The 12,460-nt window shown below is 66.1% G+C and carries 12 protein-coding genes; 4 read left to right on the top strand and 8 right to left on the bottom strand.

Going from position 1 to position 12,460, the window contains the following annotated elements:
- The first annotated feature begins 7 nt into the window (after positions 1 to 7).
- Both argB and BMX29_RS00920 read left to right on the top strand, forming a co-directional pair.
- On the top strand, positions 8 to 901 hold the full coding sequence (gene argB, locus BMX29_RS00925; protein WP_092809637.1) for an acetylglutamate kinase: 894 nt from the start codon (positions 8 to 10) through the stop codon (positions 899 to 901).
- Complete coding sequence (locus BMX29_RS00920; RefSeq protein ID WP_342342368.1) at positions 898 to 1,395, top strand: SixA phosphatase family protein; 498 nt, start codon at positions 898 to 900, stop codon at positions 1,393 to 1,395. The genes argB and BMX29_RS00920 overlap by 4 nt, the downstream gene beginning before the upstream one ends.
- 73 nt (positions 1,396 to 1,468) lie before the next feature.
- On the opposite strand, the gene BMX29_RS00915 is transcribed toward BMX29_RS00920, so the two are convergent.
- The 6 genes from BMX29_RS00915 to dnaK all read right to left on the bottom strand — a co-directional run bounded on the left by BMX29_RS00915 (position 1,469) and on the right by dnaK (position 9,107).
- Positions 1,469 to 2,374: a LysR family transcriptional regulator gene (locus tag BMX29_RS00915; RefSeq protein WP_043844908.1), complete on the bottom strand. Its 906-nt coding sequence runs from the start codon at positions 2,372 to 2,374 to the stop codon at positions 1,469 to 1,471.
- A 200-nt stretch (positions 2,375 to 2,574) separates the two neighbouring features.
- Entirely contained in the window at positions 2,575 to 3,135 is a 561-nt protein-coding gene (locus BMX29_RS00910; protein WP_092809635.1) for a type 1 glutamine amidotransferase domain-containing protein, read from the bottom strand.
- A 106-nt stretch (positions 3,136 to 3,241) separates the two neighbouring features.
- On the bottom strand, positions 3,242 to 5,272 hold the full coding sequence (locus BMX29_RS00905) for an NADPH-dependent 2,4-dienoyl-CoA reductase (protein ID WP_092809633.1): 2,031 nt from the start codon (positions 5,270 to 5,272) through the stop codon (positions 3,242 to 3,244).
- Between the two features lie 110 nt (positions 5,273 to 5,382).
- Entirely contained in the window at positions 5,383 to 5,742 is a 360-nt protein-coding gene (locus BMX29_RS00900; RefSeq protein ID WP_043844905.1) for a hypothetical protein, read from the bottom strand.
- Positions 5,743 to 5,930: 188 nt separating this feature from the next.
- Positions 5,931 to 7,085, bottom strand: a complete 1,155-nt coding sequence (dnaJ, locus tag BMX29_RS00895) for a molecular chaperone DnaJ (protein WP_043844904.1) — start codon at positions 7,083 to 7,085, stop codon at positions 5,931 to 5,933.
- 96 nt (positions 7,086 to 7,181) lie between these two features.
- Entirely contained in the window at positions 7,182 to 9,107 is a 1,926-nt protein-coding gene (gene dnaK / locus BMX29_RS00890; RefSeq protein ID WP_043844903.1) for a molecular chaperone DnaK, read from the bottom strand.
- Between the two features lie 256 nt (positions 9,108 to 9,363).
- On the opposite strand from dnaK, the gene BMX29_RS00885 reads away from it, so the two are divergent.
- Entirely contained in the window at positions 9,364 to 9,969 is a 606-nt protein-coding gene (locus tag BMX29_RS00885; RefSeq protein ID WP_043844902.1) for an alpha-ketoglutarate-dependent dioxygenase AlkB family protein, read from the top strand.
- A 6-nt stretch (positions 9,970 to 9,975) separates the two neighbouring features.
- Here the strand turns inward: BMX29_RS00885 and BMX29_RS00880 are convergent, their stop codons facing one another.
- Positions 9,976 to 10,623, bottom strand: coding sequence for a COG3650 family protein (locus BMX29_RS00880; protein WP_175471095.1), 648 nt, complete (start codon positions 10,621 to 10,623; stop codon positions 9,976 to 9,978).
- Between the two features lie 60 nt (positions 10,624 to 10,683).
- Positions 10,684 to 11,517, bottom strand: a complete 834-nt coding sequence (locus BMX29_RS00875; RefSeq protein WP_043844900.1) for an ABC transporter permease — start codon at positions 11,515 to 11,517, stop codon at positions 10,684 to 10,686.
- A 140-nt stretch (positions 11,518 to 11,657) separates the two neighbouring features.
- Here BMX29_RS00875 and cysQ point away from each other — a divergent pair, with 140 nt between their 5' ends.
- Positions 11,658 to 12,455 (top strand): 3'(2'),5'-bisphosphate nucleotidase CysQ, encoded by a 798-nt coding sequence (gene cysQ / locus BMX29_RS00870; RefSeq protein ID WP_043844899.1) that lies wholly within the window; start codon positions 11,658 to 11,660, stop codon positions 12,453 to 12,455.
- Positions 12,456 to 12,460 lie beyond the last annotated feature (5 nt).

Genomic DNA, 12,460 nt, shown 5'->3' with positions numbered 1-12,460 from the left:
CAACGAGATGCAGCCGCAAGACATGAATCGAGACTGGCACGCCACAGCCCGCACCCTCTCGGAGGCCCTGCCCTACATGCAGCGCTATTCCGGGGCCACCGTCGTCGTGAAGTTCGGCGGCAACGCCATGGGCGACGTCCGAGAAATGGCGAGCTTCGCCCGGGACATCGTGCTGATGCGCCAGGTCGGCATGAACCCGGTCGTGGTGCATGGCGGCGGGCCCATGATCAACGCGACGCTCGACAAGCTCGGGATCGAATCACGGTTCGTGCGCGGCAAGCGAGTTACCGATCAGGCCACCGTCGAGGTGGTCGAGATGGTTCTGACCGGTCTCGTCAACAAGCGGATCGTGCAGGCGATCATGGACGAGGGCGGCCGCGCGGTGGGCCTTTCGGGCAAGGACGACGATCTTATCGTATGCGAGGCCGACGATCCCGAGCTGGGCTTTGTCGGGCGCCCCATCGAGATGAACGTGCAGGTCCTGCGCGACCTGTTCGCGGCGGGAATCATCCCCGTCATCGCGCCGGTGGCGACGGGTATGGACCCCAACGAGACTTTCAACGTCAACGGCGACACCGCGGCGGGCGCCATCGCCGGGGCCCTCGCCGCGGACCGGCTGCTACTGCTCACGGACGTGCCGGGCGTGAAAGACGCCGCGGGCGAGGTCGTCACGCAGCTGTCGCCCGAGGACGTGCGCTCCATGACCGAGGATGGCACCATCGCTGGCGGCATGATCCCCAAGACCGAAACCGCGCTGAAGGCTATCGAGCAGGGCGTGCGGGGTGTGGTTATCCTCGACGGGCGGGTGCCGAACGCCTGCCTGCTCGAGCTGTTCACCGAGCACGGCGCAGGCTCTCTCATCCGATCGCCGGATTTGCCCAAGCACGAGCAGAGGCTGTGACCCGGCGCCTGATCGTGATGCGTCACGCCAAGTCGGACTGGTCGCGCGGCCTGTCGGACCATGCGCGCCCCCTGAACGAGCGGGGCCGGCGCAGCGCCGACGCCCTCGGCACATGGATGCGAGAGACAGCGCACGCGCCGGATCAGGTGCTGTGTTCATCAGCGGTGCGGACCCGCGAGACGCTTGACCGGCTGGCGCTGCCCGATGCCGCAGTACGCTTCGAGGAGGCTCTTTACCTCGCAGAGGCCGACGGAGTCCTGCGCGTGCTGCGTCACGCCAAGGGCCAGTGCGTGATGGTGCTGGGCCACAACCCCGGCCTTCAGGAATTCGCTGCCCGCATCGTGGGCGCCCCGATCGCCCACCCTCGCGCAGGGGATTACCCGACAGGCGCGACCCTCGTTGCTGATCTGGACATCGAGGACTGGACCGACCTAGACTGGGGAACCGCCCGCACCGTCTCATTCGTCGTCCCGCGCGAACTTCCCAGCGTCTGACCCCCGCGCGATAAAAAGCCCCGGAGGCGCAGCGCGCGCGTCCGGGGCCAGGTTGCCTGAACAGGCGAGGGAGTTACCAGTCGATCGGACCCTTCTCGCCGAAGGACGCGACCAGAAAATCTATGAAAGCCCGTACCTTGGGCTGCGTGAAGCGGCCTGGCGGGTAGACGGCGTAGATGCCCTGCGTCTCGGTCGGAAGATCCGGGATCGCGTCCTCGACCAGCCCCTTCTCCATCGCGTCTGCGTAGAGGAAAGACGGCAGGTAGGCGATTCCCAGCCCCGCCACGCAAGCGTTCAGCAGCGACTGTCCGTCATTGACCGACAACCAGCCCGCTGTGCGCACCTGCCGCTTTTCGCCCGAGGGCGCGGTGACCTTCCACACGTTGCCCGACGCCTGGTTCGAGTAGTGCAGAAGCTTGTGCTCGTTGAGGTCGTCGATCCGCGCGGGGCGGCCGAACTTCTCGAAATAGGACGGCGCGGCGATCATGCGCTTCGTGGTCTCTGTCAGCTTGCGCGCGCGCAGCGTCGAATCCTCGAGATCGCCGATCCGCACCGCCATGTCGAAGCCTTCCGAGATCAGCTCCACGTAGCGGTTGTTCAGCACCATGTTGACGGTGATGTCGGGAAACTCCGCCAGGAAGTCACCCAGCACCGGCGACAGATGATTCACCCCGAAATCGGTCGCGACCGAGATTCGCAGAAGGCCCGATGGCGCCGACTGCATCGACGTCACCAGTGCATCGGCCTCGCCCGCGTCGTTCAGCACGCGGCGCGCACGATCATAGTAGGCCAGACCGATCTCGGTCGGGCTCACGCGGCGCGTCGTGCGGTTCAGAAGCCGTGCTCCCAGCCGCGCCTCGAGCGAGGAAACGTGCTTGGAGACAGCGGATTTGGAAATTCCCATCTTCCGGGCGGCGTCGGTGAAGCCGCCCTGATCCACCACCGTGGCAAAGGCCTCCATCTCGGTGAGGCGGTCCATGCGTGTCTCCTTGCATCGTCGGATCTTCGTCCGACCGGTATCGTCGCAGATCTGGGCGAAACCGCGTCACGGGACCGACAATGGGGTGGTCATTCGCGGAAATGTCGGAGGCAACGAAACAACCCGGGCGGGACACACACAAGAAAAAGGCCGGGTGCGCGACGCACCCGGCCTTGGAACACATGAGTTCGCTTCAGAAATCAGGCTGCGGCGCGCTCGTGGCGGCCTTCCTCGATCTCTTCAACAATCTTGTTCACGAACGCCTCGAGGTCATTCGGGTTCCGGCTGGTCACGATACCGTTATCCGCCACTACCTGCTGGTCGAGGAACGTGGCCCCGGCGTTCTTCACGTCGGTGGAAATGGACGTGTAGGACGTGGCTTCGCGGCCCTTCAGAACGCCTGCCTCGATCAGGATCCACGGCGCGTGGCAGATCGCGGCGATGACCTTCCCGGCATTGTGGAACGTCTTCACGGCCGACAGGACCTCGTCCTTCGTGCGCAGGATATCCGGATTGATCTGGCCACCCGGAAGGACAAGCGCGTCGTAGGCGGTCAGGTCGGCGTCCGACAGGCTCAGGTCGGCGGGCACCGTGTTGCCCCAGTCGTCGCCGTCCCAGCCCTTGATCTCCTTGCCGTCGAGCGAGGCGACGTGGACTTCGGCACCGGCCTTCTTGAGGTCGTCGCGCGGGGTCTCGAGCTCGGACTGCTCGAAGCCGTGGGTTGCGATGATAAGCACTTTGGATTCGGTAATGCGGGGCATGTGGGCCTCCTTCGTGCGATCTAGATGTGTGGCGCGCGATTGCCGCGCGCCTTCACCCGACCAACGCCGAATACCGGGGCGCGTTCCGATCCCCCCGGGGCCGCTCTCAAAGTCGTGCGCCGAGCCGCGTCCCCTGATCGATGGCGCGCTTGGCGTCCAACTCGGCAGCAACATCCGCGCCCCCGATGACGTGGACGCTCCGGCCCTCGGCCTCGAGCGCATCGGCCAGACCGCGCGCGCTGACCTGCCCCGCGCAGAGCACCACGGTATCGCATTCGACCAGTTCCGGCCGCTCGCGCCCCTCGCTGTAGGAGATGTGCAGGCCCTCCGCGTCGATCCGCTCGTAGTTCACGCCCGCCTTCATCTGAACCTGCTTCATTTGCAGGCCGGCACGGTGGATCCAGCCAGTCGTCTTGCCCAACCGCTTGCCCGGTTTCTCGGCCTTGCGCTGCAAAAGCGTCACCGCCCGAGCTGCCGGATGCGGCTGCGGACCCTCGGGCGCAAGGCCCGAACGCGCGTCCTCGGGATCCGCGACGCCCCATTCGCGCAGCCATTCGGGCAGGTTCTCGGTGGGGCTGGTGCCGTCCATCACGAGAAACTCGGACACGTCGAAGCCGATGCCGCCAGCGCCCACGACGGCGACGCGCTTGCCCGGCGTCACGGTCCCGCGCAGCACGTCCACGTAGCTTGCGACATTGTCGCCGTCCTGCCCCGGGATCTCCGGGTCGCGCGGCAGGACCCCGGTGGCGATCACCACCTCGTCGAACTCCGCGAGCAGCTCCGGCGTAGCCTCGGTGCCGAGTTTCCGGGTCACGCCGCGCACGTCCAGCATGGTGTCGAACCAGTCGACGAGGCCGTGGAACTCTTCCTTGCCCGGCACGACCTTGGCCATGTTGAGCTGTCCGCCGATCTCGGGCGCCCGGTCGAAGAGTGTCACCGCGTGGCCCCGCTCGGCCGCAGTCATGGCGGCCGAAAGGCCCGCGGGCCCCGCGCCCACCACCGCAACCGTCTTGGGTGTGGCCGCCGGCGTCACCGTGAGCTCGGTCTCGTAGCAGGCGCGCGGGTTGACGAGGCAGGACGAGATCTTGCCCTGGAAGGTGTGGTCGAGACAGGCCTGGTTGCAGGCGATGCAAGGCGCGATCTGCGCCGACCGTCCCTCGACCGCCTTGGTCACGAACTCCGCGTCGGCAAGCCACGGCCGCGCCATCGACACCATGTCGGCGCAGCCCTCGGCCAGCACCTCTTCCGCCACCTCGGGGGTGTTGATCCGGTTCGAGGTGATGACCGGGATGCCGACCTTGCCCACGAGCTTCTTGGTCACCCAGGCGAAGGCCCGGCGCGGCACCGAGGTCACGATGGTGGGCACGCGCGCCTCGTGCCAGCCGATGCCGGTGTTGAGGATCGTTGCGCCGGCCGCTTCGATCGCCTGCGCCAGTTGCACCACCTCGTCATGGGTCGCGCCGTCGGGCACGAGATCAATCATCGAAATGCGGAAGATCACGATGAAGTCCGGCCCGACGGCCTCGCGCACGCGGCGGACGACCTCGACTGGAAGGCGCATCCGGTTCTCGTAGGAGCCGCCCCAGCGGTCCTCTCGCTTGTTCACGTGGGCGGCGAGGAACTGGTTGAGGAAGTAGCCTTCCGAGCCCATCACCTCGACACCATCGTAGCCGGCCTCTCGGGCGCGGACCGCGGCGGTGACCATGTCGGTGATCTGCTTCTCGATGCCCTCCTCGTCCAGTTCCTTTGGCGTGAACGGGGAGATCGGCGACTTGATCGGGCTCGGCCCCACGCACTCGGGGCTGTAGGCGTAACGGCCCGCGTGCAGGATCTGCATGGCGATCTTGCCGCCCGCCTCGTGCACCCGGTCGGTGACGACACGGTGGTTGGCGATGTCCTGATCCGAGAACAGCCCCGCCGCGCCGGGAAATACCCCGCCCTCGCGGTTGGGCGCCATACCACCCGTCACCATCAGGGCCGCGCCGCCGCGCGCGCGGGCGGCGTAGAACTCGGCCACCCGGTTCCAGTCGCCTGTTTCCTCGAGGTTGGTGTGCATGGAGCCCATCAGGACCCGGTTCTTCAGCGTCGTGAAACCGAGGTCGAGCGGCTGCAGCAAATGCGGGTAGAGATCGGACATGAACGGGCCTCCCTTGCCTTGCGCGCGAAGGTTCCACGGGGCGCGGGAGGTGTCGAGTTCAACGTGACGTAAGAGGCGCCCGCGTCAACGGGCGCCCGGCACGGACCGTGTCAGGCGGCGCCCTCGCTGCCCTGGAACTCGAGCGACGGATTCGAGCCGTCCGCGGAGACGAGGCAGCGCCAGGGCGCGCCGTTTGCGCCCACCCGCATGTAGATCGCGGTGTTGGCCTGCGAAAACTCCGACCCCACCACGGTCACCCCGCCGGTGGTGGTGGCTTCCAGCGCCGAACGGCACGCGCTGACCGCGGCATTGCTGACCGAGGCGTCCATGGTTTCGATGAAGGGCGGTCCACCCGGCGCGGGCTGCATCTGCGGGGTCGCCATCATGTCGGACGAGCCGCTCATATCCTCGTCGCAGGCGGCAAGGGCCAAGAGCGCGACCACGGCGAGGGCGGGTTTTGAGTAGGTCATGGCAATCGTTCCTCGTGAGTATCATTGAAAAAATGGCGCGTTGCCGGGAATATCCGGCGGTGCGCGCGTCAAGGATACCACAGGCTCAGGCAAACCGGAGCAATACCGCGGCGACGTACGAAAACGGCCCGCCGCTTGGTGCGACGGGCCGTTCCGTTATCGGGTCCGGAGACCGGGAGGTGACCCGGTCAGCCTTTCATGGCGTCCCAGAATCCCTTCACGCTCTTGAAGAAGCTCTTGGACTCCGGGTTGTTGTCCTCGGACAGGTCCTCGAACTCGCGCAGCAGTTCCTTCTGGCGCGAGGTCAGGTTCACCGGGGTCTCGACGGCCAGCTCGATGAACATGTCGCCATGTCCGCCGCCGCGCAGGGCAGGCATACCCTTGCCGCGCAGGCGCATCTGCCGGCCCGACTGCGACCCCGCCGGGATCGCCACACGCGAACGACCACCCGCGATGGTCGGCACCTCGATGTCGCCGCCGAGCGCAGCCGAGGTCATCGACACGGGCACCCGGCAATGCAGATTCACGCCCTCACGGTCGAAGATCTCGTGCTTCGTGACCTCGACGAAGATGTAGAGATCGCCCGGAGGACCGCCGCGCATCCCCGCCTCGCCCTCACCGGCAAGCCGGATGCGGGTGCCGGTCTCGACGCCCGCGGGAATGTTGACGCTGAGCGCGCGCTCGCGCTGGACGCGGCCGTTGCCGCCGCACTCGTTGCACGGGTTCTTGATGATCTGACCGAGGCCGGAACAGGTCGGGCAGGTCCGCTCGACCGTGAAGAAGCCCTGCGTCGCGCGCACCTTGCCCATGCCCGAACAGGTCGGACAGGTGGTGGGTTCGGCGCCCCCTTCCGCGCCCGAGCCACTGCAGGCCCCGCACGCGACCGAGGTCGGCACGGTGATGGTCTTGGACAGGCCGTTATAGGCTTCTTCGAGGGTGACGCGCAGATTGTAGCGCAGGTCCGCGCCACGCGCAGCACGGCTGCGGCCGCCCCGGCCGCCACCGCCCATGAAGTCGCCGAAAAGGTCGTCGAACACATCCGAGAAGGCCGAGGCGAAGTCGCCCTGCGGGCCGCCAGCGCCGGGACGCGGACCGCCCCCGCCGCCACCCATTCCGCCTTCGAAAGCGGCATGGCCGAAGCGGTCGTAGGCCGCCTTCTTCTCGGGATCCTTCAGGACGTCGTAGGCCTCGTTGGCTTCCTTGAACTGGGACTCGGCGTCGGGGTTGTCGGCGTTGCGGTCGGGGTGAAGTTCCTTCGCCTTCTTGCGATAGCCCTTCTTGATCTCGTCCGCCGAGGCGCCCTTCTTGAGGCCGAGAACGTCGTAGTAGTCACGCTTGGACATTCATGCCCTCCTTCTGGGGACAGCACGGCCACCGAAACGTGCGCGGGGCCGGTCCGGCGTCCGGACCGGCCCCGTTCGTTGCGGCGACCAGCGGGATCAGGCCCGCTTGCTGTCGTCGAGATCCTCGAAATCCGCATCGACGATGTCGTCGTCACCCGACGCGGAGTTCTGCGACTGATCGTCGGCGTCGGGATCGGCATCGCCGGCGCTGTCATCGGCCTGCGACTTGTAGATCGCCTCGCCCAGCTTCATCGCGGCTTCGGTGACGTTCTGGATACCCGAGCGGATCTTCTCCGGATCGTCGTTCTCCAGTTCGTCCTTCAGCGCGGCGATGGCCAGCTCGATTGCCTCGATCGTCGAGGGATCGACCTTGTCGCCATGCTCTTCCATCGACTTCTCGGTCGAGTGGATCAGGCTTTCCGCCTGGTTGCGGGCATCGACCAGATCGCGGCGCTTCTTGTCCGCCTCGGCGTTTTCCTCGGCATCCTTCACCATTTGCTCGATGTCGGATTCCGACAGACCACCGGAGGCCTGGATGGTGATCTTCTGCTCCTTGTTGGTGCCCTTGTCCTTGGCGCCAACGTGGACGATGCCGTTCGCGTCGATGTCGAACGTCACCTCGATCTGGGGCATGCCGCGCGGTGCCGGCGGAATGTCCTCGAGGTTGAACTGGCCGAGCATCTTGTTGTCGGCCGCCATCTCGCGCTCACCCTGGAAGACCCGGATGGTCACGGCGTTCTGGTTGTCCTCGGCGGTCGAGAAGATCTGCGACTTCTTGGTCGGGATCGTCGTGTTGCGGTCGATCAGGCGGGTGAACACGCCACCGAGCGTCTCGATGCCCAGCGACAGCGGGGTCACGTCGAGAAGAACCACGTCCTTCACGTCACCCTGCAAAACGCCTGCCTGGATCGCGGCGCCCATGGCGACGACCTCGTCGGGGTTCACGCCCTTGTGCGGCTCCTTGCCGAAGAACTTGGTGACCTCTTCGATCACTTTCGGCATCCGCGTCTGACCACCGACAAGCACGACCTCGTCAATGTCGTCGGTCGAAAGGCCGGCATCTTTCAGCGCCGCCTGGCACGGCTTGATGGAGCCCTTGATGAGGTCACCCACGAGGCTTTCCAGCTTCGCACGGGTCAGCTTCATGACCATGTGCAGCGGCTGGCCATTGGAGCCCATCGAGATGAACGGCTGGTTGATCTCGGTCTGGCTGGCCGAGGACAGCTCGATCTTCGCCTTCTCGGCAGCTTCCTTCAGGCGCTGAAGCGCCATCTTGTCCTGCGTGAGATCGACTTGGTTCTCTTTTTTGAACTCGTCGGCGAGGTAGTTGACGATCCGCATGTCGAAGTCTTCACCGCCGAGGAACGTGTCACCGTTCGTCGACTTCACCTCGAACAGGCCGTCGTCGATCTCGAGGATGGTCACGTCGAACGTGCCGCCGCCGAGGTCGTAGACCGCGATCGTCTTGCTCTCTTTCTTGTCGAGGCCATAGGCCAGCGCGGCTGCGGTCGGCTCGTTGATGATGCGCAGGACTTCGAGGCCCGCGATCTTGCCGGCGTCCTTGGTGGCCTGACGCTGCTGGTCGTTGAAGTATGCGGGCACGGTGATGACCGCCTGCGTCACTTCCTCACCGAGGTAGCTCTCGGCGGTTTCCTTCATTTTCTGCAGAATGAAGGCCGAGACCTGCGACGGCGAATAGGTTTCGCCCTTGGCTTTGACCCACGCATCACCGTTGCCGCCGTCGACGATCTCGTACGGCATGTTCTTCTTGTCCTTGGCGAGATCGGGGTCGTCCTGACGACGACCGATCAGGCGCTTGACGCCGAAGATGGTGTTGGTCGGGTTGGTGACCGCCTGGCGCTTGGCCGGCTGGCCAACCAGACGTTCGTCGTCGGTGAAACCGACGATGGACGGGGTCGTGCGTGCCCCTTCCGCGTTCTCGATGACCTTGGCCTGGCTGCCGTCCATGATGGCGACGCAGCTGTTGGTGGTGCCGAGGTCGATGCCGATGACTTTGCCCATGTGCTTTCGATCCCTTCTTGTCTTCAAGGCGATTCCCCGAGGCGCCGGACCCGAAACGGCATCCAAGCCCCGGTCTGGGGTGAAGATGCGGCTGAGGGAACGGCCCCTGCGCCGCGTTCGATCGGTATATAAGGAGCGGGAAATTTACCTGCAAGAAGACGGAACCGGCCGGTCCGGCAATTTCCGGGGCATTTTTCGGGTCGATTTCATGGGCTCCGGGGGTTGCATCCCCGTGACGCCGGGCGAGCATGGCGCAATGACCGCACCGCTTTCGATCCGCGACTTCTCACTCTTCCACGGCTTTCTCGACCGCTCTGCCCAGGAGTCGATGGTGGCCGATCTGCGCGCCGCCCTCGAGGTCGCGCCGCTGGTCCAGCCGGTGACGCCGCGCGGGCGGCCGATGTCGGTGCGGATGTCGGCGGCCGGTCGGTTCGGCTGGATCACCGACCGCAAGGGCTACCGCTATTCCGAGACGCATCCCGACGGGCAGCCGTGGCCCCCGATCCCCGACAGCGTCCGCGCGGTCTGGGACGCGGTGGTGCCGGATGCACGGCCGCCCGAGTGCTGCCTCATCAACTGGTACGGCGAGGGCGCGCGCATGGGGCTTCATCAGGACCGCGACGAGGCCGATTTCGACCAGCCGGTGGTGTCGATCTCGCTCGGGGACGACGGATTGTTCCGCATGGGCAACGTCGAGCGTGGCGGCAAGACGGAATCGGTCTGGCTGCGCTCGGGCGACGTGGTGGTGATGGGCGGCGCGGCGCGCCTGCGCCATCACGGGGTCGACAGGATCCGTTTCGGTTCGTCCACGCTTTTGCCGAAAGGCGGGCGAATCAACCTGACACTGCGCGTGGTGAGCTGAGTCGGGCTACTCGCCCGCGCCCTGCAGCGAACAGCACCCCGACAGCGTCCGTGCCCCGCCCCCACCCAGCAACAGCTGCGCCGTCAGCCCGAAGAGCCGGTCCGACATCCCGTCCGAGCACTGCGCCGAGGTGATCGCCAGCGCGAGCGTGCTGTCCGCCGCTCCGCCGGTGACACCGAAGGACCCCGGCCGGTTCTCGCCCGGCCGCACCGGTCCGGTGAGGTAGAGCGCCTCGGCTTCGGGCGTCGAGAAGTTCGACAGGCCGCCCGCGTCGAGGTCGAGCGTCCAGAACGGCTCGGTCCCGAAACAAGTGAAGCGCGCCACGTCCGGCAGGCGCGCGGGCTCGGCCTCGGTCAGGAAATCGAGCGAGGCCCACCCGGTCCGCTCGCCTGTGTTCACCCGGCCCCAGCCCGTCGCCTCGTCGATCTCGATCACCTCGACGCCCACCGCATCGGCCGCGAACTCGCCGATCCTCTCGGCGCTCGCATCGGGTTCCGTCCGAATATTGAGAACGTCGCCCGGAACGACGCCCGAGACGTCGAACAATGCCGGCACGTCCGGCAAGGCGGTCATGGCCGGATCGGCCGGAGCCTCGGCCTCCTCCTGCGACAGGACGGGACCGGCGGCGATCATCGCGCAGAGCGCGGCAGACAAGCGAACACGCATCATGCGCCGAGGATACGACAGGGCGGCCCCGCGCCAAAGCCCTTATCGCTACCGCTTGGCACCCCACGAGGCCGAGGCGTGCTTGCGGGTATAGAACTCGCCCATGAGACCCAGCATCAGGAACACCACCGCGACCCAGATCGGGTACTCCACGCTGGAGTTGCGGGGGAAGTAATTGACGAACATGTGCCCCCGCGCCTGGTCGATACAGTGGAACAGCGGGTTCCAGTCGAACATCGCCAGAAGCTGCGGCGTCAGGGTATTGGCGACGAACATCTTGCCCGACGCGATCATGTTGGCGCGCTGATAGAGCGTAGTGATGATGCCCACCGGCACCGGGGCCCAAGGCTTGGCCGCCATCAGCACCATGCCCAGCGCCGCGCCGGTGAACCACGCCAGCAGAAACATCCCGAACGCCGCGATCGGGTCCATGATCTCCATCACCACGCCGGGATTCAGCACCACGTCGTAGACGAACAGGATGGTGAACAGACTGAGTGTCTGGATGTAGAGCGTCGACAGCATCGCCGCGAGGATCGACACCGCCGTGTTCATCGGCGCGTGCTGCATCATCGGGCTGGTCGGACCTTCTGCACCCGCGACCGCGCCCAGCGTCTTGGTGTGGGTCAGGAACAGGAACACGCCCGACATGATGTAAAGAAGGAAATCCCCGCGCAGCGACGCCCCGCGCAGCCCGAGAAGTGCGAACATGAAGTAGAAGACGGCGACGAAGATCACCGCCTGCATGATGTTCAGGGCGATCGCCAGAAGCGCGTTGCCGTGAGTCTTGCGGACCGAACGGACAGCGGCGTGATACGTGACCTCCGCCAGGACCAGCGCCGAACCGGCGCGGCCGCGACTGTCTCGGGTGGTCTGGAACATGCCGCGCGCTCTCGCCTCCGGGTGATCCGCGCGTCGGCGGAGCGGTGCCGACGCTGGACGCCGGGTGCCACCGTCACCATAAGGGGCGGCGGATGTCCGATCAACAAACCGCACGAATGTGCCACCGAAAGGGCGAGAGTTTGAACTATTCCGAATTGACCCAGGTGATGCGTCGTCTCGCACTCGAGGCCGGCGACGCGATCATGGAAATCTACGAGCGCCCGAACCTCGACGTCGAGACCAAGGACGACGACAGCCCGGTGACCGCCGCCGACAAGGCCGCCGACCGTCTGATTGCCCAGGGTCTGGCCGAGGCGTTTCCCGATACGCCCATCGTGACCGAAGAACAGGCCGACACGCACGATGTCGACGCGATCACCTTCCTGATCGTCGATCCGCTCGACGGGACCAAGGAATTCATCAACCGGCGCGGCGATTTCACCGTGAACATCGCATTCGTCGAGGACCGCGCGCCCACGCGCGGCGTCGTCTATGCTCCGGCGCGCGGGAGGCTCTTCTACACCGATTCCACCGGCCGCAGCGTCGAGGAGATCGGCCCGTTCGAGAAGGACACGCCGGGCGAAACGAAGCCTCTCGAGGTTTCCGAGCCCGACAACGATGCGCTGATGATCGTGGCGTCGAAGTCGCACCGCGACGAGGCGACGGACGAATACATCAACCGCTACGCGGTCAAGGACATGACTTCGGCAGGATCGTCGCTGAAGTTCTGCCTCGTCGCGACCGGTGAGGCCGACCTTTACCCCCGCCTCGGCCGCACGATGGAGTGGGACACCGCCGCCGGGCACGCCGTGCTCTTCGGCGCTGGCGGGCGCGTGGTGCGCTTCGACGATCACACCGCGCTGGCCTACGGCAAGCCGGGCTTCGCCAATCCCTATTTCATCGCCTACGCACCCGGCGTGGACCTCAAGGAGGGCTGAACCGG

Source organism: Roseivivax marinus (assembly GCF_900109705.1).
Classification (GTDB): Bacteria; Pseudomonadota; Alphaproteobacteria; order Rhodobacterales; family Rhodobacteraceae; genus Roseivivax; species Roseivivax marinus.
The sequence above is the reverse complement of the archived record's forward strand: the minus strand, read 5'-3'. Positions and strand labels throughout refer to the sequence as shown.

Bases quoted from the DNA above. Each gene is read 5' to 3' on its own strand.
- argB (WP_092809637.1), top strand. From the start codon at position 8: ATGCAGCCGCAAGACATGAATCGAGACTGGCACGCCACAGCCCGCACC.
- BMX29_RS00915 (WP_043844908.1), bottom strand. From the start codon at position 2,374: ATGGACCGCCTCACCGAGATGGAGGCCTTTGCCACGGTGGTGGATCAG.
- BMX29_RS00910 (WP_092809635.1), bottom strand. From the start codon at position 3,135: ATGCCCCGCATTACCGAATCCAAAGTGCTTATCATCGCAACCCACGGC.
- BMX29_RS00905 (WP_092809633.1), bottom strand. From the start codon at position 5,272: ATGTCCGATCTCTACCCGCATTTGCTGCAGCCGCTCGACCTCGGTTTC.
- BMX29_RS00900 (WP_043844905.1), bottom strand. From the start codon at position 5,742: ATGACCTACTCAAAACCCGCCCTCGCCGTGGTCGCGCTCTTGGCCCTT.
- dnaJ (WP_043844904.1), bottom strand. From the start codon at position 7,085: ATGTCCAAGCGTGACTACTACGACGTTCTCGGCCTCAAGAAGGGCGCC.
- dnaK (WP_043844903.1), bottom strand. From the start codon at position 9,107: ATGGGCAAAGTCATCGGCATCGACCTCGGCACCACCAACAGCTGCGTC.
- BMX29_RS00885 (WP_043844902.1), top strand. From the start codon at position 9,364: ATGACCGCACCGCTTTCGATCCGCGACTTCTCACTCTTCCACGGCTTT.
- BMX29_RS00875 (WP_043844900.1), bottom strand. From the start codon at position 11,517: ATGTTCCAGACCACCCGAGACAGTCGCGGCCGCGCCGGTTCGGCGCTG.